The sequence below is a fragment of the Bradyrhizobium sp. genome (assembly GCF_016213215.1).
Classification (GTDB): domain Bacteria; phylum Pseudomonadota; class Alphaproteobacteria; order Rhizobiales; family Xanthobacteraceae; genus Bradyrhizobium.
In genome coordinates this window covers 1-23,383 of record NZ_JACRAW010000048.1, presented here as the reverse complement: position 1 = coordinate 23,383, position 23,383 = coordinate 1, and the positions used below count along the sequence as shown (strand labels likewise).

The 23,383-nt window shown below is 65.1% G+C and carries 24 protein-coding genes and 1 riboswitch; of the genes, 11 read left to right on the top strand and 13 right to left on the bottom strand.

What is annotated here, in order from left to right; translation table 11 throughout:
• The first annotated feature begins 44 nt into the window (after positions 1-44).
• The 4 genes from HY852_RS09420 to HY852_RS09405 are packed head-to-tail and all read left to right on the top strand — an operon-like array spanning position 45 to position 3,716.
• The gene (locus HY852_RS09420; protein ID WP_291604292.1) at positions 45-818 is read left to right on the top strand and encodes an MOSC domain-containing protein; all 774 of its coding nucleotides are present in this window, start codon (positions 45-47) and stop codon (positions 816-818) included.
• Between the two features lie 49 nt (positions 819-867).
• A complete protein-coding gene (locus HY852_RS09415; RefSeq protein WP_291604279.1) occupies positions 868-1,653 on the top strand; it encodes a M15 family metallopeptidase in 786 nt (261 codons plus the stop codon).
• A gap of 34 nt (positions 1,654-1,687) precedes the next feature.
• The gene (locus HY852_RS09410; protein ID WP_291604277.1) at positions 1,688-2,827 is read left to right on the top strand and encodes a caspase family protein; all 1,140 of its coding nucleotides are present in this window, start codon (positions 1,688-1,690) and stop codon (positions 2,825-2,827) included.
• A gap of 22 nt (positions 2,828-2,849) precedes the next feature.
• Positions 2,850-3,716 carry an alpha/beta hydrolase gene (locus tag HY852_RS09405; protein WP_291604275.1) on the top strand — a complete coding sequence of 289 codons (867 nt, stop codon included), beginning with the start codon at positions 2,850-2,852 and terminating at the stop codon, positions 3,714-3,716.
• A gap of 82 nt (positions 3,717-3,798) precedes the next feature.
• Here the strand turns inward: HY852_RS09405 and HY852_RS09400 are convergent, their stop codons facing one another.
• The 6 genes from HY852_RS09400 to HY852_RS09375 are packed head-to-tail and all read right to left on the bottom strand — an operon-like array spanning position 3,799 to position 9,761.
• Positions 3,799-5,250, bottom strand: coding sequence for an aldehyde dehydrogenase (locus HY852_RS09400; RefSeq protein ID WP_291604273.1), 1,452 nt, complete (start codon positions 5,248-5,250; stop codon positions 3,799-3,801).
• A 28-nt stretch (positions 5,251-5,278) separates the two neighbouring features.
• Positions 5,279-5,986 carry an ABC transporter ATP-binding protein gene (locus HY852_RS09395; protein ID WP_291604271.1) on the bottom strand — a complete coding sequence of 236 codons (708 nt, stop codon included), beginning with the start codon at positions 5,984-5,986 and terminating at the stop codon, positions 5,279-5,281.
• A complete protein-coding gene (locus tag HY852_RS09390; RefSeq protein ID WP_291604269.1) occupies positions 5,979-6,722 on the bottom strand; it encodes an ABC transporter ATP-binding protein in 744 nt (247 codons plus the stop codon). Before HY852_RS09390 ends, HY852_RS09395 begins: the two co-directional genes overlap by 8 nt.
• Positions 6,719-7,660 carry a branched-chain amino acid ABC transporter permease gene (locus tag HY852_RS09385; RefSeq protein ID WP_291604267.1) on the bottom strand — a complete coding sequence of 314 codons (942 nt, stop codon included), beginning with the start codon at positions 7,658-7,660 and terminating at the stop codon, positions 6,719-6,721. Before HY852_RS09385 ends, HY852_RS09390 begins: the two co-directional genes overlap by 4 nt.
• The gene (locus HY852_RS09380) at positions 7,657-8,526 is read right to left on the bottom strand and encodes a branched-chain amino acid ABC transporter permease (RefSeq protein ID WP_291604265.1); all 870 of its coding nucleotides are present in this window, start codon (positions 8,524-8,526) and stop codon (positions 7,657-7,659) included. The genes HY852_RS09385 and HY852_RS09380 overlap by 4 nt, the downstream gene beginning before the upstream one ends.
• 14 nt (positions 8,527-8,540) lie before the next feature.
• Positions 8,541-9,761 carry an amino acid ABC transporter substrate-binding protein gene (locus HY852_RS09375; RefSeq protein ID WP_291604264.1) on the bottom strand — a complete coding sequence of 407 codons (1,221 nt, stop codon included), beginning with the start codon at positions 9,759-9,761 and terminating at the stop codon, positions 8,541-8,543.
• Positions 9,762-9,939: 178 nt separating this feature from the next.
• Here HY852_RS09375 and HY852_RS09370 point away from each other — a divergent pair, with 178 nt between their 5' ends.
• On the top strand, positions 9,940-10,845 hold the full coding sequence (locus HY852_RS09370; protein WP_291604262.1) for a helix-turn-helix domain-containing protein: 906 nt from the start codon (positions 9,940-9,942) through the stop codon (positions 10,843-10,845).
• Between the two features lie 52 nt (positions 10,846-10,897).
• Here HY852_RS09370 and metW read toward each other — a convergent pair whose 3' ends face one another.
• Together metW and HY852_RS09360 are read right to left on the bottom strand one after the other, a co-directional pair.
• Positions 10,898-11,554, bottom strand: a complete 657-nt coding sequence (metW, locus tag HY852_RS09365) for a methionine biosynthesis protein MetW (RefSeq protein WP_291604260.1) — start codon at positions 11,552-11,554, stop codon at positions 10,898-10,900.
• A gap of 9 nt (positions 11,555-11,563) precedes the next feature.
• The gene (locus HY852_RS09360; RefSeq protein WP_291604259.1) at positions 11,564-12,754 is read right to left on the bottom strand and encodes a homoserine O-acetyltransferase; all 1,191 of its coding nucleotides are present in this window, start codon (positions 12,752-12,754) and stop codon (positions 11,564-11,566) included.
• A gap of 84 nt (positions 12,755-12,838) precedes the next feature.
• Positions 12,839-12,918, bottom strand: a riboswitch (SAM riboswitch).
• 233 nt (positions 12,919-13,151) lie between these two features.
• On the opposite strand from HY852_RS09360, the gene HY852_RS09355 reads away from it, so the two are divergent.
• The 3 genes from HY852_RS09355 to HY852_RS09345 are packed head-to-tail and all read left to right on the top strand — an operon-like array spanning position 13,152 to position 16,058.
• The gene (locus HY852_RS09355) at positions 13,152-13,997 is read left to right on the top strand and encodes a chorismate mutase (protein ID WP_291604257.1); all 846 of its coding nucleotides are present in this window, start codon (positions 13,152-13,154) and stop codon (positions 13,995-13,997) included.
• A gap of 31 nt (positions 13,998-14,028) precedes the next feature.
• Entirely contained in the window at positions 14,029-15,126 is a 1,098-nt protein-coding gene (hisC, locus tag HY852_RS09350) for a histidinol-phosphate transaminase (RefSeq protein WP_291604255.1), read from the top strand.
• Positions 15,123-16,058 (top strand): prephenate/arogenate dehydrogenase family protein, encoded by a 936-nt coding sequence (locus tag HY852_RS09345; RefSeq protein WP_291604253.1) that lies wholly within the window; start codon positions 15,123-15,125, stop codon positions 16,056-16,058. Before hisC ends, HY852_RS09345 begins: the two co-directional genes overlap by 4 nt.
• Before the next feature lie 153 nt (positions 16,059-16,211).
• Here HY852_RS09345 and HY852_RS09340 read toward each other — a convergent pair whose 3' ends face one another.
• The gene (locus HY852_RS09340; protein WP_291604251.1) at positions 16,212-17,393 is read right to left on the bottom strand and encodes a DUF2125 domain-containing protein; all 1,182 of its coding nucleotides are present in this window, start codon (positions 17,391-17,393) and stop codon (positions 16,212-16,214) included.
• Positions 17,394-17,503: 110 nt separating this feature from the next.
• Here HY852_RS09340 and HY852_RS09335 point away from each other — a divergent pair, with 110 nt between their 5' ends.
• Complete coding sequence (locus HY852_RS09335) at positions 17,504-18,115, top strand: gamma-glutamylcyclotransferase (protein ID WP_291604249.1); 612 nt, start codon at positions 17,504-17,506, stop codon at positions 18,113-18,115.
• Between the two features lie 78 nt (positions 18,116-18,193).
• Here HY852_RS09335 and HY852_RS09330 read toward each other — a convergent pair whose 3' ends face one another.
• The 4 genes from HY852_RS09330 to ftsE all read right to left on the bottom strand — a co-directional run bounded on the left by HY852_RS09330 (position 18,194) and on the right by ftsE (position 21,394).
• A complete protein-coding gene (locus tag HY852_RS09330) occupies positions 18,194-18,967 on the bottom strand; it encodes a 1-acyl-sn-glycerol-3-phosphate acyltransferase (protein WP_291604247.1) in 774 nt (257 codons plus the stop codon).
• Between the two features lie 12 nt (positions 18,968-18,979).
• Positions 18,980-19,687 (bottom strand): YdcF family protein, encoded by a 708-nt coding sequence (locus HY852_RS09325; protein WP_291604246.1) that lies wholly within the window; start codon positions 19,685-19,687, stop codon positions 18,980-18,982.
• A gap of 86 nt (positions 19,688-19,773) precedes the next feature.
• Positions 19,774-20,742, bottom strand: a complete 969-nt coding sequence (locus tag HY852_RS09320) for an ABC transporter permease (protein ID WP_291604291.1) — start codon at positions 20,740-20,742, stop codon at positions 19,774-19,776.
• Entirely contained in the window at positions 20,735-21,394 is a 660-nt protein-coding gene (gene ftsE / locus HY852_RS09315) for a cell division ATP-binding protein FtsE (protein ID WP_291604245.1), read from the bottom strand. The genes HY852_RS09320 and ftsE overlap by 8 nt, the downstream gene beginning before the upstream one ends.
• 167 nt (positions 21,395-21,561) lie before the next feature.
• Here ftsE and HY852_RS09310 point away from each other — a divergent pair, with 167 nt between their 5' ends.
• Both HY852_RS09310 and HY852_RS09305 read left to right on the top strand, forming a co-directional pair.
• Positions 21,562-22,428 (top strand): MJ0042-type zinc finger domain-containing protein, encoded by an 867-nt coding sequence (locus HY852_RS09310; RefSeq protein WP_291604289.1) that lies wholly within the window; start codon positions 21,562-21,564, stop codon positions 22,426-22,428.
• 34 nt (positions 22,429-22,462) lie between these two features.
• Positions 22,463-22,858 (top strand): response regulator, encoded by a 396-nt coding sequence (locus HY852_RS09305; protein WP_291604243.1) that lies wholly within the window; start codon positions 22,463-22,465, stop codon positions 22,856-22,858.
• The last annotated feature ends 525 nt before the right edge of the window (positions 22,859-23,383 follow it).

The window sequence follows — 23,383 nt, the reverse complement described above, 5'->3', positions numbered from 1 at the left end:
TTCGTAAGCTTGGCGGTTGCGTAAAGAATCTCTTAAACAGCGGGATGGCCGCCACACCGCCCGCAGAGATCAGAGGCATTTACCGCTACCCGGTCAAAGGCCTGTCCCCGGAACCGCTGCAACGAGCACCGCTCAGCATCGGCCGCACACTTGCGGCTGACCGCCGCTACGCCATCGAAAACGGGCCAAGCGGCTTCGATCCGGCCGCGCCGGCCTGGATGCCCAAGACCAACTTCCTCATGCTGATGCGCAACGAGCGGTTGGCCGGTCTGAACAGCCATTTCGAGGACGAGAAGAACCTATTGACCATCCGCCGCGATGGCGAGCTGGTAGCTCACGGCGACCTGGAAACGGCCGAGGGCCGCGCCGCCATCGAGGCCTTCTTCGCGCAGAATTTTGCGAGCGAGCTGAAGGGCCCGCCGAGAGTGCTGTCCGGCCGCGACCACAGCTTTTCCGATGTGGCGCGCAAGGTCGTCTCCATCGTCAATCTCGCCAGCGTTCGCGCGGTCGAAGCCATGGCCGGCACCGCGGTCCACCCTCTGCGCTTCCGCGCCAACCTTTACCTCGAGGGATGGCCGGCCTGGCACGAGGCCCAACTGGTAGGTGAGGTGCTCGCGGTCGGGCCGGCCCGCTTGAAGGTGGTCAAGCGCATCACCCGTTGCGCCGCCGTCAACGTCGATCCCGAAACCGCGATCCGCGACCTTGAGATACCTCAGACACTGATGCGCCGCTTCGGCCATAATGAATGCGGCATCTATGCCGAGGTGGTCGCTGGCGGCACGATCGGCACGGGTGACGTCGTGACCGTGGAAGGATAGCCGTCTCGCCAGACGCCACGCGGACCGAGGGACAGTCGTGCTTTCTGCAATGAAACGCATTCCGCTGATCGGCGCGATCCTGATCGGCCTGGCCTTCCCCGCCTGTGCCGATCCCCGACTTGATGCCCTGGTGGCCGCCTACCCCGATCGTCTTGCGTCCTACAGTGATACCGAGCTCGTCTGGAAGGACGGCTCGCGAATGCCGCTCGGCACTCGCCAGTCAACCCTGCCGTTTGCCGAACGGCTTGACCGGGCAAGCATCCGCGACCAGTTCGCGATTCCCTATCCGCTGGCGAGCTCGCCGTTTCAGGGGCCCGCCCTCGACAGCGATCCCGGCCGCCTGCGCAACGAGGCCTTCTTCCTGAAGATGTACGGCGACTGTCGCAAGGGAGAGGTAACGTCCAAGCTGAGAGCGGTGCCGTGGCTGCAGGACCATGGCGGCGGCACCATCCGCATTACCGCCGTCAACGGCGTCGCCAATCAGCTGGAGAAGGTGTCGCGTGAACTGGACCGGCTGCCTGCCGCGATGATCGCGTATCTTGTGCCGACGTCCGGCACCTATAACTGCAGGCCGATTGCCGAGACCAACCGACTGTCCGTCCATGCCTTCGGCGCCGCCATCGACATCAACGCCAGGTTCGGCGATTACTGGCTGTGGTCGAAGCGGCCCGATGGCGCCGTGATCTGGCGCAACCGCATTCCGAAGGAGATTGTCGAGATCTTCGAGCGCCACGGTTTCATCTGGGGCGGGCGATGGTACCATAACGATACCCCGCATTTCGAATACCGTCCGGAACTTATTGCGCTTGCAAAGCAAGGGTGGCCGCGTGAATAGTCGCGCCGAACATTGGGGGTTGGCGGGGGAGACGATGCGAGCCCTGCGGTTGTTTGGCATCATCGCAGTCCTCTGGCTCGTGGCCGACACCGCCCGGGCCGAAAGCCATCTCGCCTTCGTTGTCGGCAACGACGCCTATCGCAACGTGAATCCTTTGCTGAAGGCGGTGAACGACTCGCGCGCCGTCGGCCGCAGCCTGCAGCAGCTCGGATTTAGGGTCACGCTCGGGGAGAATCTCGCCTGGCGCGACTTCGTCGAGAAATTCAGCATCTTCGAGAATTCGATCCAGCCCGGCGACGTTGCCTTCCTGTTCTATTCCGGCCACGGCGTCGAGATCGACGGCGCCAACTATTTGATCCCGATCGATGCGCCGAAGGTCGCGCCGGAGCAGCAGAGCCTGCTCAAGGACGTGTCCATCTCCACCGACAACCTGATCCAGCGGCTCAAGGCGCGCGGTGCCCGCACGCAGATCGTCGTGCTGGACGCCTGCCGGGAAAATCCCTTTCGCCAGGCAGGCGGCCGTTCGGTCGGCGGTGCGCGCGGCCTCGCCGGCGCCCGCCTGCCCGGCGGCGTCTTCATGATCTATTCGGCCGGCGTCGGCGAAGTCGCGCTGGACCGCTTGTCCGACAACGACGCCAACCCGAACTCGATCTTCACGCGAAGCTTCCTGCCGCTGCTGGAGAACCCCGACAACTCCCTGATCCAGGTCGCCAAGCAGACGCGCACGGCGGTGAAGTCGCTCGCCGCCAGCATCGGCCAGACCCAGTCTCCGGCCTATTACGACGAACTCGACGGCGAGATCTTTCTTGCCAAAGGATCCGTATCCTCGCCGATCACGCCCGTGCCGCAGACGCTGCCCGTCGTCACCACGCCGCCTGCCGTCCGGTCCGATTTTCCGCCGCCACCGCCGGCTCAATCAAACTTCAGCCGCGATTTCATCTTCCCCGATTCCGACCGAATCCGCCTGACGCGCGACATGCTGGTCGGCCTGTCGGCGGCCCAGCTCCGTGTCGCGCGCAACGAGATCTATGCGCGGCGCGGCCGTTACTTCAAGGACCCGATGCTCGCGCAATATTTCAGCCGCTTTAGCTGGTATCGTCCCTACACCTGGGACGTGCCGCTCAACGGCATCGAGCAGGCCAACGTCGCACTGATCGCATCCTTCGAACGATAAACAAAATAACGGGAGAAACGAAATGCCCCATGCCGTCGCGAGCGACGAGGTTCGTCTGTATTTCGAAGAGGCAGGCAGCGGAACGCCGATCATCTTCCTGCACGAGTTCGCGGCCGACTACACCAATTGGGAGCCGCAGATGCGCTACTTCTCGCGCTCGCATCGCTGCATCGCCTACTCGGCGCGCGGCTATACGCCGTCAGACGTACCAGTGTCCGCCGACGTCTACACCTACAGGCATTTCTACACCGACGCGCTTGCCGTGCTCGATCATCTCCGAATCGAGAAGGCGCATTTCGTCGGCCTTTCGATGGGCGCCTATTCCTCGCTACAGATCGGCCTCAATGCCCCGCAGCGTGCGCTGTCGATGACACTGGCCGGCGTCGGCTCCGGATCGGAGCTCGAAAACCTGGAGAACTGGCGCAAGCAGTGTCGCGCCAATGCCGAGCAATTCGAGACGCTGGGCTCAGTCGAAGTGGCCAAGGCGACGCGCGAGGTGCCGAGCCGGATTCCGTTCCTGGTCAATGATCCGCGCGGACACGCCGACTTCTATGCGGCGCTGGCGCGGCATGACGCGAGGGGCTCGGCAAACACGATGCGCGGCTTCCAGGGCGGACGGCCCTCGATCTACACCATGACGGACGCGATCGGGAAAGTGCCGACGCCGGCGCTGATCATCTGCGGCGACGAGGACGACCCGTGCCTCGGGCCTAGTCTGTTCCTGAAACAGCACCTGCCCGCGGCGGGCCTGACCGTGTTCCCGAAGTCGGGCCACGTGCTCAATCTCGAAGAGCCCGCGTTGTTCAACGAAACAGTCGAGCGCTTCATTACGCTCGCGGATGCCGGCCGCTGGCCGGTGCGCGATCCGCGGTCATTGCCGGCGTCGTAACGGGAAGCTCGTCATGGCCGGCCCGCCCCGGCCACCAGAGATCCTTTCTTCTCCGCTGCACTCGTCGCGGGCCAGACGCGTCTCAAATCGGATAATGCTGCGGCCCGGTGTCGATGGTAATCCAGCGCAGCTCGGTGAATTCGGCAATCCCCGCCTTGCCGCCGAAGCGGCCGTACCCGGAGGCTTTGGTGCCACCGAACGGCATCTGCGCCTCATCATGCACGGTCGGACCGTTGACGTGGCAAATGCCCGATTCGATGCGTTTGGCCACATCGAGGGCGCGGGCGATGTCGCGTCCGAATACTGCCGCGGACAGCCCGTATTCGGTGTCGTTGGCGACGCGTACCGCCTCGTCGATTCCGTTGACCCGCACCACGCCGACCACGGGGCCGAAGGATTCCTCGTCATAGATGCGCATCGACGAGTTGACCCGGTCGACCACCGTCGCCGGCATCAAGGTGCCCTCGCTGCGGCCGCCGGCGACCACCTTGGCGCCCTTGGCGACTGCATCGCTGATCAAGGCCTGGATTCGGTTGACGGCGTCGAGCCCGATCAGCGAACCAAGTGGAGTATTGGCCTTTCGCGGGTCGCCGGCAATCAGCGAGCCGGCCTTGACCGACAGCTTCTGGACGAAGGCGTCCGCTATGCTCTCGTCGACGACAATGCGCTCGGTCGACATGCAGATCTGGCCCTGGTTCATGAAGGCGCCGAAGCCGGCGGCAGCCACCGCGGCGTCGAGATCTGCATCGTCGAGCACCACCAGCGGCGCCTTGCCGCCGAGTTCAAGCAGCACCGGCTTGAGATACTTGGCGGCTACCTGCGCGATGATGCGGCCGACGCGCGTGGAGCCGGTAAAGTTGATGCGGCGGACGGCCGGATGAGCGATCAGCGTCTCGATCAGGTCCGGTGCATCCTCAGGTGCATTGGTGATGACGTTGAGCACGCCTGGTGGCAGGCCGGCATCGCGCAGGCATTCGGCAATCAGCCGATGGGTGCCCGGACAGATCTCCGACGCCTTGAGCACCACCGTGTTGCCGCAGGCGAGCGGCATCGCCAGCGCGCGCACGCCGAGGATCACCGGCGCATTCCACGGTGCCATGCTCAGCACCACGCCGGCGGGCTGGCGCACCGCCATGGCGATGCAGCCCGGCTTGTCGGAGGGAATCACCTCGCCGCTGATCTGCGTGGTCATGGCGGCGGCCTCGCGCAGCATGCCGGCGGCGAGATGCACATTGAAGCCGGCCCAGCCGGCCGTTGCACCCGTCTCCACCGCCATCAGCTCGGCGAACTGCGGCGCCTTGGCCTGCAACAGGTCGGCGGCCTTGAGCAGGATGGAGCGGCGTGCCGAGGGCCCCGTCGCCGACCAGGCCGGAAAGGCGGCGGCCGCTGCATCGGCGGCGCGGCGAACATCCGCGACCTGGGCCGCGGCGGCGCGGCTTGCGACATTTCCGGTGATCGGGTCGAGGCGGTCGAAAGTAGCGCCGTTGGCGGCGGATACATCCTTGCTGTCGAGCAACAGCGCAATCTGGTGCATGGATCCTCCTTGCGGTCCTGGCAGGCGATCAGCCGCCGAGATAGGCGCGCTGCACCGCGGGTTTGCGTTTCAGGTTGTTGGCAGTGTCGTGATCGATGATGACTCCGTTTTCGAGCACATAGCCCCGATCGGCGATACGCAGGCTCTCGCTCGCGTTCTGCTCGACCAGCAGCAGACCGAGACCCGCCTCGCGAACCCGCTGCAGCGTCGCGAACAGCTCATGGACCATGGCCGGCGACAGGCCGAGCGACGGCTCATCGAGCAGCAAAACGTCGGGCCTGGACATCAGCGCCCGGCCGATCGCCACCATCTGCTGCTCTCCGCCACTCATGGTGCGAACCGTCTGGTGCAGGCGCTCGCGGAGCCGCGGAAAAAGCGTCAGGACCTCCTCGCGCCGTGCCGCCTCGCCGTCGCGAGCGCGTTTCGGATTGGCGCCAAGCAGGAGGTTCTCGGCGACTGTCAGTTCGCCAAAGATGCCGCGGCCCTCCGGCACCAGGGCGAGGCCGCACTCGACGATGCGATGCGCCGGTAGTCGTGAGAGATCGCGGTCACCAAGCATGACGCGTTTACCGGGCAAACTCGGCAACAGGCCCGCGATGGCTTTCAGCAGCGAACTCTTGCCGGCGCCGTTGGCGCCGAGGATGCAGACGATCTCGCCGCTCCCGACCGTCAGCGCGACCTTGTCGAGCGCCCGATGCAGGCCATAAGCGAGGCTGAGCGAGTCGACCTCAAGCATCGGCAGCGATTCCCCCGAGATAGGCCTCGACCACGGCCTTGTCGGCCAGCACGGACCCCGTTACGCCCTCGGCGATCTTGCGGCCACCACTCATCACAACGCAGCGGTCGCACAAGGCACGGACTGCGCGCATCACATGCTCGACCAGGACGATGGTGATGCCGTCATCGCGCAGGCTGCGGATCAGGTCGATGCCGCTGACCAGTTCCGACGGATTGAGTCCGGCCAGCCATTCATCCAGCAGCAGCAGATCGGGAGCGGGCGCCAGCGCTCGGGCGAGTTCAAGCCGCTTGCGGTCGATGTAGGTGAGTTCGCAAGCAAGCCTCGCTTCCTGGCCGCCGAGACCGACCCGCTGCAACAGCGTTGCCGTGCGTGCATTGATATCTACGGCCGCGAGGTGCGGTCGGCCGAAGACCAGGCCGGCCATCACGTTCTCGCGGCAGTCCATACCGTCCAGTACACGCACCAGCTGGAATGTGCGGGTGAGACCGAGCCGCGCTATGCGGTAGGGCGGCAGCCCGGCGATGTCGCAGCCCATCAGCCGGATGGTCCCGGCGTCGGGCCTCAATGCGCCCGACATCAAATTGAGCGCGGTGGTCTTGCCCGAGCCGTTTGGCCCGAGCAGGCCCAGGATTTCGCCGCGGCCGATCTCCAAAGCAAGATTGTTGACGGCGACAAGGCCGCCAAATGCCCGGGTCAGGCCTTCGACCGCCAGAACAGGGAGGGGCGCGGTCATGCCGGCAATCTCCTCTGCACAGGTACTGACGTCTCCCGGCGGCGTTCGATCAGACCGACGACACCGCGGGGCAACAGATAGACGATCACCAGGAAGATGCAGCCGAGGATTATGGTGAAGGTGTTCGGAAAGTTTGCGCTCAGCAGCTCGAACAACAGCGTCAGCGGCACCGCGCCGAGCACGGGGCCCCAGAGGCGGTGGGCACCGCCGAGCAACGCCATGATCAGGACCTGGAAGGAAATCATGGCGTTGAAGGCGATCGAGGGTTCGATATAGGTCCAGCGCGGCGCCATCACGGCGCCCACGAGCGTCATCACGGTGGCGCTGATGACGAACAGTGTCACCTTTGCGATGGTCGTGTTGATGCCGCAATGGGTGGCGACGGTCTCGTCCTCTCCGATAATGCGCAGGGCAAAGCCTAGCCGGGAGCGGGCGATCAGCCAGCCCAGGGCGAAGACCGCGGCGGCGAGAGCGAGCAATTGCCAGTAGATGAGCGCTTGCGTGACCGGCACGAAGACGTAGCGGCCGAGCACATGCGACTTGTTGACCTCGAACCAAACCACGAGCTGACGGATCAGCTCGGCAAGACCAAAGGTGAAGATGACGAAATACACGCCGCTGAGCCGCAGCGTTGAGAGTCCGACCAGCACGGCAAGCGCCGCGCCGAGCATGGCAGCGACGGCGAGCACGACAGGCCAGGGCAGCGCTTCGCCGAGCACGGCGACGGTATAGGCGCCGACGCCGAAGAAGGCGGTAGTGGCCAGGGAGACGTACCGCGTCGGCCCGGAGAACAGGCCCCAGGCGGTGGCGAGCACGGTATATTGCAGAAGGCTGATGCCAAGCGCCAGCCAATAGGCATTGGCAAGATATGGCACCATTGCCATCAACGACAGCCCGGCGGCCGTCAGGAGCGCGAAGGTGGCGAGACGGGCGTTCATCGGCTCGCCCGGCCGAACAGTCCGGCCGGCTTCACCAGCAGCACCACGAGAAACAGCGCGAAATTCACTGCCAGCGTGAGTCCGGGATCGATGAGAGAAGCGACGAGGGCCTCGCTAACGCCGAGCAGGAGGCCTGCGACCAGGCACCCAAGCATGTTGCCGACCCCGCCCATCACCACGACAATCAGCGCCTTCATGGTGAAGACCACACCGGAAGTGGCGCTGAAGGTGAGGAAGGTAGAGATGAGCACGCCCGCGGACGCGACCAGGGCACCACCGAGTGCGAAGGTGAAGGCGGCTGTGCGCGCCACGTCTATCGCGACGAGCTGTGCCGCGGCGGGATCGACGGCGACGGCGCGGATTGCGGTGCCGCCGCGGGTTTGGGTCAGCGCAAGATAGAGCGAACCGCCGAGCAGAATGCAGACGGCGAGAGCGGCGAGGCGGTTGGCGGCGATCGTTTCGCCGAACAGGTGGACGGGCGAAGCGAGATAGGAATAGCTGTAATAGGCTCCCCCGAACATCGACAGCATGATGCCCTGCAGAATGAAGGCGAGACCAAAAGTGGCGAGTATGCTGTCGACCTCGAGCGCGTCGCGAGTACGTGCACGGCGCACCAGCGGGCTCAGCAGCACACGGTAGATGGCAAGGTTGAGCAGGAAGGCCACAGGAATGACGAACGCCAGTCCCGCGAACGGGCTGAGCGCCCATCCGGTGAACAGGCCCTGGGCGCCGAAAGCGGCGGCGATCAGAACCTCGCCATAGGAGAGATTCATGATCCGCGCCACGCCGTACTGGAGTGTCAGCCCCATGGCGATCAGCGCATACATGCCGCCCAGCATGAGCCCGGTGAGAATGGCGTTCGTCATCAGGAGTCCGAGGACTACGGTGCAACCCAGGCCGGCTTCGGAACGATCGCGGCGCGAGCGCCCACGTTGCCGGCCGGCGCGACGCCGTAGAAGTCGCCGCCCTGCCATTGACCAACCCACCAGTAGCGGGTCGGCAGGTTGTTCTCGAACTTCACCTTGCCTATGACCGTGTCGAAGCTGCCTGTCTGCAGTTCCTTGATCACGGCGGCACGATCGACCTTGCCGACGCGCTCGATCGCCTGCTGCAGGATCTGCAGGCTGGAATAGGTCACCGCACTGGCCCAGCGATCCGGCTCCGCGCCGTTGCGGGCGGCCTTGTGCCGCGCGAGATAGTCCTTGATCGCCGCGCTGTCACCGCTCCAGCCACCGATGCCCATCACGCCCTCGGTGTTCTTGCCGAATTTCTGGTTGAACAGCGGAAACGCGGTGCCGACGCCGGTGTAGAAGATCTTCGGGTTGAAGCCGGCGATCCGCGACTGCTCGGTGAGGGCCAGAGTGTCCGGCGGATAGCTGAAGGCGACGAACACGTCGGGATTGAGCGCCTTTACGTCGTTGATGATAGGCGCGAGGTCCTGGGTGCCGATCGGATAGCTCTTGTCATAGGCGAGCTTGAACTTGGCCTTGGTCAACGCCGGCCGCGCGGCGGTGGACAGGTCGATGCCGAAGCCGTCGGCGATCGCAACCATGGCGACGGTATCGCCGATCTTCTTCTCGTCGCGCAGCTTGACCAGCAAATCGACCAGCGCTTCGGCCGCGCCCGTGCTGGTCCCGAGCAGCCAGAAGCTGTTGGGCCAGCGCTTGGCCAATTCCGGCGCCTTGTCGGTAACCGCGGTCGCGGCAAGATGAGGATATCCTTCACGGGCGAGAATCGGCCCAACCGCGAGATTGAGGCCGGTGCCCCAAGGCGGCAGGATGAAATCGACCTTGTCCTGGTTGATCAGACGCTCGATGCCGCGTACCGCCTCCTCGGCACTGGAACGGTCGTCGTAGGCGACGATCTCGATCGGCACGCGCTTCTCGCCGAGCTTGATGCCGCCGGCATCGTTCACCTCCTTCGCCCACATCTCGTAGTTTGGCAGCGTCGTAACGGCGGCGCCACCGGTGTTGGGACCGGTACGCGACAGCACGTAACCGATCTTGATCGAGGTCTGAGCGGCAGCTGCGGTGGCGAAACCAGCACCGGCAGCCAGAACCGCCGCAAGCAGCAGGGCGCGGCGGGTCGTGGATGTCGTCATGTCGTCCTCCCATGAAATGTGTCGATAACCGCGGCGCCGTTGCTCGGCGCTCTAGGTCGCGCTGACGTTAGGTGAGGAACCGGGACCGTTGGAATTGGACGAAACCGGCGAAAGATTGTACGCTTTTGGCAATCGGACCGGCAAAGCCGGCGGCTCTTTGTCCCAGGAGGAAGCGAACATGCCGGTCGCGGGTCGGTTACACGCCCTTCCGGTTGGAGTGGCGACGGCGGTGTCCGCCGCGGCCTTTGGTCCGGCGTTGGCGCCGCAACCCTGGGTTATCCGGCAGAAGGGCCCGCGCCGAGCCCATCTGCTGCTGCTGCAGGAAGGCCGCGGCAGCGCTGCCTGGCAGGGAACCCGCGTTACGCTGGAAGGACCGACGCTGCTCTGGCTGCCCGGCTCGGTCGATGCCGCCATCGAAGCCAGCGCGGGAGCGCGCGGTTACCTGGTTTCAGCGGACGATGATTTCCTGATTCGCATCATTGCGACGAGCCCGGAGGCGCTCAATCTCCAACGTGCGACCGAGCGCGTGGTACTGATCGCGAACGAACCCCTGCTCCAGAACTTGCAGCCGATCACCGAATCGTGCGGAGAGATCGCCGCCGAACTGCGCAATCCTGCGGCCGGCGCGACGACGCTGATCTCGTCTCATCTGTTGCTGCTGTGCCTGTCGCTGTGGCGGCTCGGCGCTCCGGAGGAGGAACGCGAAGGAGCGCCGCACGGCGGTCCCGCGCTGGTCGGCAATCTCCTGCAACTGATCGAACTTCACTACCGCGACGGGTGGACGGTGGCACGCTATGCGGCGGCACTGGGTGTCAGTTCCGATCGGCTGCATGCCCATTGCCGGCGAGAGAAGGGTTGTGGACCGCGGTCCCTGATCCGCGAGCGGTTGTTGCGCGAGGCCTGCCTGCGGCTGGAGCAGCTTGATCTTCCGGTAGAGCAGATCGGCTACGGTCTCGGGTTTCGTGACGCAGCCTATTTCAACCGGTTCTTCCGCAAGAGTCGTGGTATTTCGCCAGGAAGTTTTCGTCGCCAGATCCGGCTGGAGCATGCGCGGCGACAGCCCTCCTACGCCGCATGGCCGTGAGCCGATGAAAGCAACGTACTTTCGCGGCTGACGCTCCTTGCAGCGATGCGCATTATTTCCGGCTGAGCAGGAATACGCCCTGCTCGCCGAACAGGTTCCAGACCCACCACGGCAGCCTCAGCCGCAGCGGGCGACCGTACAGATCGAGCGCGACCGCGCGCTCCATCCTGACGTGGATCGCATCGCAGAGCTCGATGAAATCCTTGATGGTGCAGAAATGGATGTTGGCCGTGTCGTACCAGGTGGCCGGCAGATTTTCGGTGCGCGGCATGTGACCGCCGATCAGGAGCTGCAGGCGCATCTTCCAGTAGCCGAAGTTAGGAAACGAGACGATGGCGCGGTGCCCGATGCGCAGCAGGTTTTCCAGCACGACCTTCGGCTGGCGCGTCGCCTGCAGCGTCTGCGAAAGGATCACGTAGTCGAACGCATCATCCGGATAGTTGACCAGGTCGGTATCGGCGTCGCCCTGCACCACGGCCAGCCCCTTGGCGACGCAGCGATTGACGCCCTCGCGCGACAGTTCGATGCCGCGGCCGTCGATGCCGCGACTTTCCAGCAGCTGCAGGAGATCGCCATCGCCGCAGCCCACATCGAGCACCCTGGAGCCAGCCGGAATCATTTCCGCGACCAGGAGATGATCGGTGCGATACTTGCCCGTACGGTCCGGAGCGATACCGCCGAGCGGCAGGATCTGTTCCTGAAGCGCCATGCAAGCCACCTAACCCAATCCGCGCGCCTTGCCTGCGGATTGCAGGAAGGCGCGGGCGATGTCGAAGAACTCCGGCACATCGAGCAGGAAGGCGTCGTGGCCGCGATCGGTTTCAATCTCGGCGAACGACACCCGCGCGCTCGAGGCGTTGAGCGCATGCACCAGCGCCCGCGATTCCGAGGTCGGGAACAGCCAGTCCGAGGTGAACGACACCACGCAGAAGCGGGTCTTGATGCCGCGAAACGCCTCCGCCAGCACGCCGTTATGGTCGGCGGCGATATCGAAGTAGTCCATCGCCCGCGTCAGGTAGAGATAGCTGTTGGCGTCGAAGCGCTCGACAAAGGACGAGCCCTGGTAGCGCAGATAGCTTTCGACCTGGAAATCCGCGTCGAACGAAAAGGTCGGCAGGTCGCGATCCTGCATGCGTCGCCCGAACTTGCGATGCAGCGCGGCGTCGGAGAGATAGGTGATATGCCCAGCCATCCGCGCCACGGCCAGCCCACGGTGCGGATGGGTGCTGCATTCGAAATAGCGCCCATGATGCCAGTCCGGATCAGCCATCACGGCCTGTCGGCCGAGTTCGTGAAACGCAATGTTTTGCGCCGAATGGCGTGTCGAGCAGGCAACCGGCAGCGCCGAAAACACGCGCTCCGGATAGGCGGCGGTCCATTGCAGCACCTGCATGCCGCCCATCGATCCGCCGATGACGCACAACAATGCTTCGATGCCCAGCCGATCGAGCAACATGGCCTGTGCGCGGACCATGTCGGGGATGGTGATGAGCGGAAAATCCAGCCCCCAGGCCTTGCCGGTAGCCGGATTGGTCGAGGCCGGACCAGTCGATCCCATGCAGCCGCCGATCACATTCGAACAGATGATGAAATAGCTGTCGGTATCGAGCGGACGGCCGGGACCGACCATGATTTCCCACCAGCCGGCCTTGCCGGTCAGAGGATGCACGTTGGCGACATGCTGATCGAGGGTCAGCGCGTGGCAGATCAGAATGGCGTTGGAGCGGTCGGCGTTCAGTTCGCCATAGGTCTGATAGGCGATCTGGAATGGCGCGAAATCAATGCCGCAATCGAGCATCAACGGCTGCTCAGGACCGAACTTCGCCACCGGCGACGTCGGATGATCGGCCTCATGGGCGCGATCCTCGCTGTGAATCGACGGGCTGGATACCGACTGCAAATGTGTCATCGCGGCGACCTGCCTCCTCGCGGAGGCCCTTGAGACAGAGTAAGGCCATAAAAAACCCGGCCTGAACGAAAGGTTCGGCCGGGATCGGATCTGTCCCCGGCCTGTTTAGCGAGTTGTTTAACGTGGCTGCAAGCCGGCCGGCTCAAATGACCACGGACCCAGCGAAAGTAGTTGCCGGAGCGCCTTTCGTCAAGCCAAGGTGTTGGTTAACCGGGCCCCGTGCTCGCATGAGGCCCGCGCAGGCAAGCAGGCGCAGCCAGCGCAAAGTTGGCTGTTGCGCCTTCCCAACGCATGAGGGAGAAGGGGTCCTGCAACCTCTTAAACCTCGGCGTTACGGCCGTTCCTTGAGGATGCGAGTATTCCGGCGCGCAGTTCGCCGCACGGCTTAGGTTCGCACATGTCCCAACGTCCACCCGCTCCACCATCCCTGCAGGAGCTGCGCAAAGAGATCGATGCGATCGACGAGCAGATGCACCGCCTGCTGATGCAGCGCGGCGACATCATCGATCGGCTGATCCAGGTGAAGCAGACCCAGGAGGTGGGATCGGCTTTTCGGCCCGCGCGCGAGGCCGACATGATGCGGCGCCTCGTCGAGCGCCATCGCGGCATCCTGCCGCTCGACACCGTAGAGAGCATCTGGCGCGTCATCATCTCGACCTTCACCTATGTGCAGGCGCCGTTCTCGGTGCATGCCGACGTTTCGCTCGGCGAATCCACGATGCGCGATTCCGCGCGCTTTCATTTCGGCTTCACCGTGCCCTATGTCACGCATTTCAGTGCGCAGGCAGCGGTGGAAGCCGTCGCGAAATCCAAGGGCGATCTGGCGCTGGTCTCGGCCACGTCGAGCCGCACGCCGTGGTGGCTCACGCTCGAAGCCAATAGCGCGCCGAAGATCATCGCGCGCCTGCCCTTCGTCGAGCGCGCCGACCATCCGGCGGCGCTGCCGGTGTTCGTGGTCTCGCGCGTCGCCGATAGCGCGATGGTGACGGAGGTCGAGACCTGGAGCGTGCGGGTCGCCGGCTGGAACGCCGAAGTCGCGCGCGCCCTTTCACCGCTCGCCGAGATCGTGGCCGTCCCCGACACCGCCTTCGATGGTGCCGCGCTCCTGATCTCCATCACCGCCGCGACCAGCCTCGACAAGGTCAAGGCCGCCCTGATCGAGGCCGGTGCCTCGGTACGTTCATCGGGCCTCGTCGGCAGCCATGCAACGCGCTATACGGTGCCCCCGGCGGCCAGGACCTGAGCCGCCGACCCGTCGATTTCCGGAGTTGAAGATGTCCCGCCCCGTGCCGAATCCCGGCATTCTCGATATTGCGCCCTATACGCCCGGCAAGAGCCCGGTGCCGGAACCGGGCCGCAAGGTGTTCAAGCTTTCGGCCAACGAGACGCCGTTCGGGCCCTCGCCCAAGGCGATCGAGGCGTTCAAGCACACGGCCGGGCACCTCGAGGACTATCCGGAGGGCACTTCGCGCGTGCTGCGCGAGGCGATCGGGCGTGCCTTCGGGCTCGATCCCGACCGCATCATCTGCGGCGCCGGCTCCGACGAGATCCTCAACCTGCTCGCACACACCTATCTCAGCCACGGCGACGAGGCGATTTCGACAACCCACGGCTTCCTGGTCTACCCCATCGCGACCATGGCGAACGGCGGCAGGAACGTGGTGGCGCCCGAGATCAACTATACCGCCAACGTCGACGCGATCCTCAAGGCCGTGTCGCCGCGGACCAAGCTCGTCTGGCTCGCCAATCCGAACAACCCGACCGGCACCTACCTGCCGTTCGACGAGGTGAAGCGGCTGCGCGCCGAACTGCCGTCGCACGTGCTGCTGGTGCTCGATGCCGCCTATTGCGATTACGTCTCGCGCAACGACTACGAGATGGGCATCGAGCTCGTAGCCACCACGGAGAACACCGTGGTGACGCACACCTTCTCCAAGATCCACGGCCTCGCCGCGCTGCGCATCGGCTGGATGTTCGGCCCTGCCCACATCGTCGATGCGGTCAATCGCATTCGCGGGCCGTTCAACGTCTCCACGCCGGCGATGTATGCCGCGGTGGCCGCGATCGAGGACTCCGCGCACCAGCAGATGTCGAAGCTGCACACCGAGAAGTGGCGCAACTGGCTGACGGACGAGATCCAGAGTCTCGGGCTGAAGGTGACGCCGAGCGTGGCGAACTTCGTCCTGATCCACTTCCCGACCGAGAAGGGCAGGACCGCAGCGGAAGCCGACACGTTCCTCACACGCCGCGGGCTGGTGCTGCGCGCGCTGAACAATTACGGCCTGCCGCACGCCCTGCGCATGACGATCGGCACCGAAGAGGCCAACCGCCTCGTGGTCGCCGGCTTGCGCGATTTTCTGGCCGCGAAATGAATGCCGCCCCGCACTTTCAACGTGTCGCGCTGATCGGCTTCGGCCTGATCGGCGGCTCGATCGCGCGCGGCGCGAAGCTGCAGGGCCTCGCCGGCGAGATCGCCACCACCGCGCGCTCGGAAAAGACGCGCGCGCGGGTGGTGGAGCTCAACGTCGTGGACCGCGTGGTGGAGAGCAACGCGGAAGCGGTGAAGGATGCCGACCTCGTCATTCTCTGCATTCCCGTCGGGGCGTGCGCCGCCGTCGCGCAGGAGATCGCGCCGCATTTGAAGCCGGGCGCCATCGTCTCCGATGTCGGCTCGGTCAAGGGCGCCGTGGTGAAGGACATGGCGCCGCACCTGCCGGATAGCGTGCATTTCGTGCCGGCGCATCCGGTGGCCGGCACCGAACACTCCGGTCCCGACTCCGGCTTCGCCGAGCTGTTCATCAACCGCTGGTGCATCCTCACTCCGCCGGAGGGAACGGATGCCGCAGCCATCGACCGCCTGCACGCCTTCTGGAGCGGGCTCGGCGCCAGGGTCGAGATCATGACGCCGGAACATCATGACCTCGTGCTGGCGATCACCAGCCATTTGCCGCACCTCATCGCCTACACCATCGTCGGCACCGCCGACGAGCTCGGCCAGGTGACCTCGTCCGAGGTCATCAAGTTCTCCGCCGGCGGCTTTCGCGATTTCACCCGCATCGCGGCTTCCGATCCGACGATGTGGCGCGACGTCTTCCTCGCCAACAAGGAAGCCGTGCTGGAAATGCTCGGCACCTTCAACGAGGACCTGTCCAAGCTGACGCGGGCGATCCGCCGCGGCGACGGTGAGGCTCTGTTCGAGCATTTCACGCGCACGCGCGCCATCCGCCGCGGCATTGTCGAAATCGGCCAGGATTCGGCCGCACCGGATTTCGGACGGCCACACCCGTCGTTGAGGAAGGAATAGACACTCCACTCTGTCGCCGTCTTGCGAAGCAATCCAGAATCTTTCCGATGACACATTCTGGATTGCTGTGCGGAGCCTGTCATCGGGCGCGCGTTCGCGCGACCCGTTGGCTCGCCTTGACGACGCTCTTTCGACGTGCGTCCGCATGTCCGACTAAAACAGCGGCGGAATGTGCCCGACCTTCAGCGGCCCCAGTAACACCGCGCCGTCGGCAAAGCGTAAGGGGAAGCTCCGCGCCTTCCTGCCCTCCAGCACGGCTTCGGTGCCGAGCGCATTGATGCCGGCGGCAACGCCGACGTTGGCATTCTGCTTCACCACCTTGCCGAGACCTGGTATGGCGCGGTCGAGCGCGCCGAGCAGGTTGTTGATGTCCTGCGTCTTCACGCCGGGCGCGACGCGATCGAGCGTCGATTGCGGCACGCCCTCCTCCAGCATCTTCTCGATACCGAGCGCCGGAATCACGCGCTCCATACCCGTGACCGTCATCTGCAGTTCGCCGTCGAGGCGGCCGCCCGCCGACAGTCCGAGCGTGCCGGCGGCCACCACGATCAGATCGCCCTGCTGAATTCGCGATTGCAGGATTTCGATATGCCCGCCGGCGGCCTGGATCTCGCGAAAGCGCTGCGGCCACGGCTTCGGCACAAGGTCGGAAAGTCCGGTGACCTTCGCCCGGATGTCGGCGTCGAAGGCCTGCGCAAGCACCGGATGGGTGCCCTGGACACCGCCCTGCGCGATCTGCAGCACGGTCTCGATCACGGGACGATCGGAAGGCGAGCCTTCGGCCAGGCGTCCTTGCAGTTCGACCTTCCTGGCGCGGGCGAGCGGCACCTTCATCGATCCCTCGACCCGGTCGATGGCGGGATCGTCGAACACGATCGAAGCGCGCTCCGGCACCGTGGGCAGGCCGACCACGCTGCTGCGGCCCCTGCTCCAGTTCACGATGAAAGATTGCTTCGTGGAATCGGAAAGAGTTGCAGGCGCCTTGAATTCGGCGATCACGAGCCTCGGATCATAGACCTGGGCCACGACCAGGATGTCGTCCAGCCTGGCGGTCAACGCGGTGCTTGCCGCGGTCTGCGACACCAGCGAAACGCTGGCGCCCTCGCAGCGAACTTCGAAGCGGAACGGAAATCCCGCGATCGATCGCCTGGCGCATTCATAGACGCGACCGGCCTTGGCTTCCCGGGCGCGCCAGGCGTCGGCGGCGACTTCCGCCTTCGAGGCCGCGTAGAACCAGAACCCGCTCCACGCCAATGCGGCGACGAGCAGGAGGACCGGAGCGATGAAGAGGCCCCAACGGGAGCGCCGTCGTGCGGCAAGGTTCATATCGGACATCAGGCCCCTTTGACCTCGGATTTTGTCAAATCTAAGCGAGGCGCGCCGGCCCCGAATCCGCCCGGATTTTGCTTCGCTTGACCACCCGGTTCTGATAGCCGTGGCCTGAAATGTCGACCATCACCCCTCCAGATCCGGAAGATTCCAAGGGCGACCTCTGGGTCTTCGGCTACGGCTCCCTGATGTGGCGCCCGGGTTTCGAATTCATTGAACGCGTTCCTGCCCGACTGATCGGGGAACATCGCGCGCTCTGCGTCTATTCTTTCGTCCACCGCGGCACGCCGGAAAAGCCCGGCCTCGTGCTCGGGCTCGACCGCGGTGGCGCCTGCCGCGGCGTCGCCTTCCGCGTCGCGGAGAACAGGCGCGGCGCGACGATCGCCTATTTGCGCGAGCGCGAGCAGGTGACTTCCGTGTATCGCGAGGTGATGCGCTCGGTCTGGCTCGAGAACGATGCGCGGCAGCGCGTCAGCGCGCTGACCTACGTGGTCGACCGCGGCCACGTGCAGTATGCCGGACGCCTGTCGTTCAACGAGCAACTTCATCATGTGCTGCAGGGCCACGGTCAATCCGGCGCCAATCGCGACTATGTGGTCTCGACGGTGAAAGCCATCGAAGCGGAGGGATTTCGCGACACGCCACTGCACAAGCTCGCGCAGGTGCTGCATGACGACAGTCATTCGTTGCACGCCCCTCGCCCGCGGGAAACAAGCGAGAGTCGCTAAGTCCTTGAGCACGATCTCCGCGCAAACGCCTGCGTTTGTCGCGAGGCAAACCGGTCCCCACTTTTCCGAGATCATGCTCTAACCGCTCGGCGCCACCGAACTCGGCACGCGACCGATGAGCTGCTCCTGTTCCCGCTGGCCGGATTCGACAAGCCGGCTGGTCGCTTCCTCGATGGCCGTGCGGACGCGCGAGATGAACTCCTCCTTCGGCAGCCCCGGAGGCAGCGGATCCAGGAATTCCACCACCAGCGTCCCCGGGTAGCGCATGAAGGTCCGGCGCGGCCAGAACAGCCCGGAATTGAGCGCAACCGGCAGGCACGGCACGCCGCACACGGAGTAGATCTGGGCGAAGCCGGTCTTGTAGGCCGGCGGGGCACCCGGCGCGGTGCGGGTGCCTTCCGGAAAGATGACGAGCTGGCGTCCGCTGCGCACGGCCTCGCGCGCCCGGCGCGTCATGTCGAGCAGCGCCCGTGATCCGGCGCTGCGATCGATGGCGATCATGCCGGTCTTGATCAGGAACTGGCCGAACACCGGGATTCGCGTCAGCTCGCGCTTCAAAATGAAAATCGGCCGGTCGAAGAACCGCAGCAGCGAGAAGGTTTCCCAGAACGACTGGTGCTTGGCAGCGATCACCAGGGGCCCTTCGGGAATCTTTTCGAGGCCGCGAAACTCGACCTTGATGTTGCAGACCACCCTCATCAGGAACATGGTGGCGCCGGCCCACCATTTGGCGAAGGCGAGCGTCGCCCGCGCCGGCATCAGGAAGGTCGGCACCGCCAGGATGGCCAGGACCACGAGCACGGCATAAAACAGCACGTTGAAAATAAGCGAACGCAGAAAGATCGAAGCCATTCCGAAATCCGGTTAATTTGCCTGGGCCGTTGCCGGCCTGCGCGGTGGCGCCGAGCCTGCCGGCTTATCCGTGGTTTCGGGCATCAGCTCAAGGCCGAGATCGGCCAGTCGCACGCGCAGCTCCGCGGCGACATATTTGACATACTCCGACAGCAACAGGCGCAGCGTCGCGCCGCTGGTCCACCACGGCTCCTCGCGCCATTTGTCGCCGACCACCGCGAACGGTATCAACGTGATGTCGGGCATGGCGTGCGACATTTCGACGATGGCCCGCGGCATGTGGTAGTTCGACGTCACCACGATGAGCGACCTGAAGCCGCGCTCGTGCACCCAGCGTCGCGTACCCGCCGCGTTGCTGCGGGTGTTGACGGCCGAGCGGTCGAGATCGACGCAGCAATTCATGAACGACTGGTTCTCCGGCAGGGAGCGGGAAATGTCGCTCGGCGCGCTGGTCGGATGCACGCCCGAGATCAGCAAGCGCCGGCCGTAACCCGCGGCGAGCAATTCCATGGCATCCGACACCCGCGACGAGCCGCCGGTGAGCACCACGATGCCGTCGGCCTTGCGGTCGGGGGTGGCCTCGGCGCCGCGCAGTTGCGACAGAAAGGCAACAAAGCCGATCGCGGCGCCGACGAACAGGACCGCGATCGTCAAGACGATGGTCGCGCGCAGCCAGCCGCGCGTCGCCCCTCGCGATCTATCGTCGGTCTTCACAGCCATCCGGTCTCGGCAACCCCTTCCCTCGACAATTCTAGGTGCTTTTGCGGCGATGTGGAGTCCGCTCGTCCAGCACCCGAAAGCCGCACCTATTCGATATCGTTGAGCGTCGCGAACAGGGTTTGCCGCGCCGCCACGGCGGTAATTGCGGCGATCATCACCGCCTGAGCGGCCAGCACCACGTAACCCGACGGGCGCAGCGAAAAGGTTCCGAGCAGGGCCGCGAACTGGTCGCCGACGGGCGTTCCGGAGAACCATCCGGCGATCGATTCCGAGAAGCCGAAGAAGAGCATGGCCAGTCCTCCGCCGAGCACCCCGCCTTGCAGACCGAGGCGCAGGAAATGGCGCAGAAAGTGGTTGGCGATGTAGCGGTCTCCCGCCCCGACGAAGTGCAGCACTTCGACGATCGGTCGGTTGGCCGCCATCGCGCCGCGCGTCGCGAACGAAACCGAGATGATGGTCGCGACAATCACCAGCCCAATAATGCCCAGGCCGGCGAGCACCGTCGCCCCGGTCATCGAGCGCATCCGCTCGATCCAGGCGCGGTGGTCGTCGACGCTCGCGCCTGGGGCGGCCTGCGCCACCCGGCTGCGCAGCGCGGCAAGGTCAAACGGCGTGCCTGGCTGCACGCGCGCGACGATCACGCGCGGCACCGGCAATTCCTCGAGCGACAGCCCGCTGCCGAGCCACGGCTCGAGCAGCTTGGCCGACTCGTCCTTGGTGAACGGCCTGACCTCGACAATGCCGGGCTGGCCCTGCATGGCGGCCGCGACGGCGGCGGCATCGCGCTCGATGTCGCGGCCGGCCTGGGGGCGCACCTGGATCGTGATCTCGCTCGCGACGTCGGACTGCCATTCCGAGGCCGAGGCGCTCACGAGCAGCACGGCCCCGGTCGTCATCGACGCGAGGAACGTCATGATCGCGACCACCACGACCAGCGCGCGACCGTGAATGGAGGCGCGCGGCACGATCGGCGACATGTTGCGCGCCCTGGCGGGGACCTGCGGACGCTCCTGTCCGAGATCCACAAACACGCCCCGTTGGTCGATCCTACTCATAAACGTGCAACCGCCCCTGGTGCAGCACAAGCCGCCGTGCGTCATACTGGTCCATGAGCGCGATGTCATGGGTCGCGATGATAACGGCGGTGCCGGACTTGTTCAGCTCGATGAACAGCCTGAGCAGCCGCCGGCCGAGCGTCGGGTCGACGCTGCCGGTCGGCTCGTCCGCCAGCAGGAGCTGCGGCCGCGAGATCACCGCACGGGCGATCGCCGCCCGCTGCTTCTCGCCGCCGGAAAGGATCGGCGGCAGCGCGTCCATGCGCTCGCCAAGACCCACCCATCGGAGCAGGTCGATGACCTCCTTGCGATAGCTCGATTCGTTGCGTCCCATGACCCGGAACGGCAGCGCGACGTTTTCGTAGGTCGTCATGTGGTCGAGCAGCCGGAAATCCTGCAGTACGATCCCGATCCGCTTGCGCAAGTCGGCGATCTCGTCCTTGCTGAGCAGCGAGACGTCATGGCTGAACAGGTTGACGAGGCCCCGCGTCGGCCGCAGCGACAGGAACAGCAGCTTCAGCAGGGACGTCTTGCCGGCGCCCGACGGCCCGGTGAGAAACTGGAAGGAATGAGCCGGGATCTGGAAATTGAGGTCGCGCAGGATCTCCGGGCCCAGCCCGTAGCGCAATCCGACATTTTCGAACCGAACCAAGCTCAGCTCCGTTCGACGTGGGGCGCAGCCAAGACGGCGGAACCGAAGGCGTTCAGCGCGCGACAGGCCGGTTGTGCGGCGGTTATGGTTTCCGATTCGTTAACGGTCACCATGTAGCATCGCCACCGCCGGTTTCGGATAAGAGGCTCATCATCGAGGCTGACTCCATGCACATTGTCTGCCCCCATTGTAGAACATCCTATGCGATCAATCTCGCCGCCCTGGGTCCGGCGGGCCGCAATGTGCGCTGTTCCCGCTGCAAGGAGGTCTGGCTGGCGCGGTCCGAGGATGCAATGGAGGAGGCTGCGGCCGCCATCATGGCCGAAGTGGGCCAGGCGGTGGACCAGCCGGATGCGGCCGACGACTGGAGCTCCCAGGCCGGCGATGAAGCAGGCCAGCATGCCCCGATGGTTGACAGCCCATCGATTGCGAGCGACTGGCCGGCCGAAGGCGAGGCCGGACAGGTCCACGAAGACGACTGGTCGGCGGCGGCCAGACGCGATGCGGATCAGGAGGAATTTTCCGTCGCAGGGCGTCGATCCTGGCTGGCTAGACTCTGGCCCAAGCAAGCACCAGGCTTCCTGCCACGCAGGTCCCTTCTCAACCTGCCCACCGCCTGCGCGGCCATGGGCGCGCTTGTGGCGGCACTCATCATCTGGCGCGCCGATGTGGTGCGATTGCTGCCGCAGACCGCCACGTTCTACAGACTGGCCGGTCTTGAAGTGAACCTGCGCGGGCTGGCGTTCAGGGATATCAAGCTCACCCGGGAAGCCGTTGACGGCAAGCCGGTGCTGGTGATCGAAGGCGTAATCGTCGGCGTGACCAAGAAGCCGGTCGGTATCCCGCGGCTGCGCTTCTCGGTGCGCGATGAGCAGGGAACGGAAATCTATGCCTGGAACGCGGTCCTGGAGCAGTCCACGCTGCAACCCGGCGAGCGCGCCGCCTTCAAATCGCGCCTTGCCTCGCCGCCGCCCGAAGGTCGCCAGATCGACATCCGTTTCTTCAACCGGCGCGATATTGCCGGCAGCGCCTGAGCCGTAGTTTACTGCGTTTGCGAGACTTCGCCCCATGTCCCGTATCCTGATTGCCGACGACGAAGGCTCCATGCGCGCGCTGGTGGCACGCGCCATCGCCATGGACGGCCACGAAACCGTCACCGCGCAGGACGGCGCCGAAGCGCTGGAAATCCTGATCCGCGAGGACGGCGCGTTCGACCTGCTCCTGACCGACATCCAGATGCCGATCATGGACGGCATCGCGCTCGCTCTGTCCGCCGCGCGCGACTTTCCCGAGCTGACGATCCTGTTGATGACCGGCTTTGCCGACCAGCGCGAGCGCGCCTCCAACCTCAACGCGATCGTGCATGACATCGTGACCAAGCCGTTCTCCGTGGCGGACATCCGCACCGCCGTGGCGGATGCGCTGTCGGCGAAAAAGGGACAGCGCGAGGGCCCTCGGGTGTAAGCACTCATCCTGAGGAACCGCGAAGCGGTTGTCTCGACGCCCCGCTGCTGCCCCTCGCCCTTCGAGACGCCGCGCAAGCGCGGCTCCTCAGAGGGTGTGAATCTTTTGAGGTTGCGACGTTCCAACCCTCATGGTGAGGAGCGCCGAAGGCGCGTCTCGAACCATGAGGCCCGGACCCGGGCCTTCATCCTTCGAGATGCTTGCTTCGCAAGCTCCTCAGGATGAGGAGATACGGCTCGCGCCTCACAGGGTGAGGGTTAGACATTGTCGCTCGCGGTAACATTTCGATACAGTTCGCAAGAGACAAACAGGACGTCGCATTCTCGCGACGCGATGCGCCCGAGGTTTGTTGTCTCTTTCGCCCTCTTTCAGAACAGAGGGCGCAGGGAAGACCGGGTGCCGGCTGGCACCCGCGGTCCGTGCGCAAAACGCACACGGGGGGACCACAGGGCAGCCGGAAGCAACCCGGCCTTCCCTGCGCGAATGGTTTTAACGGCTTATGTCGTGATCTCCCCGGTGAGACGA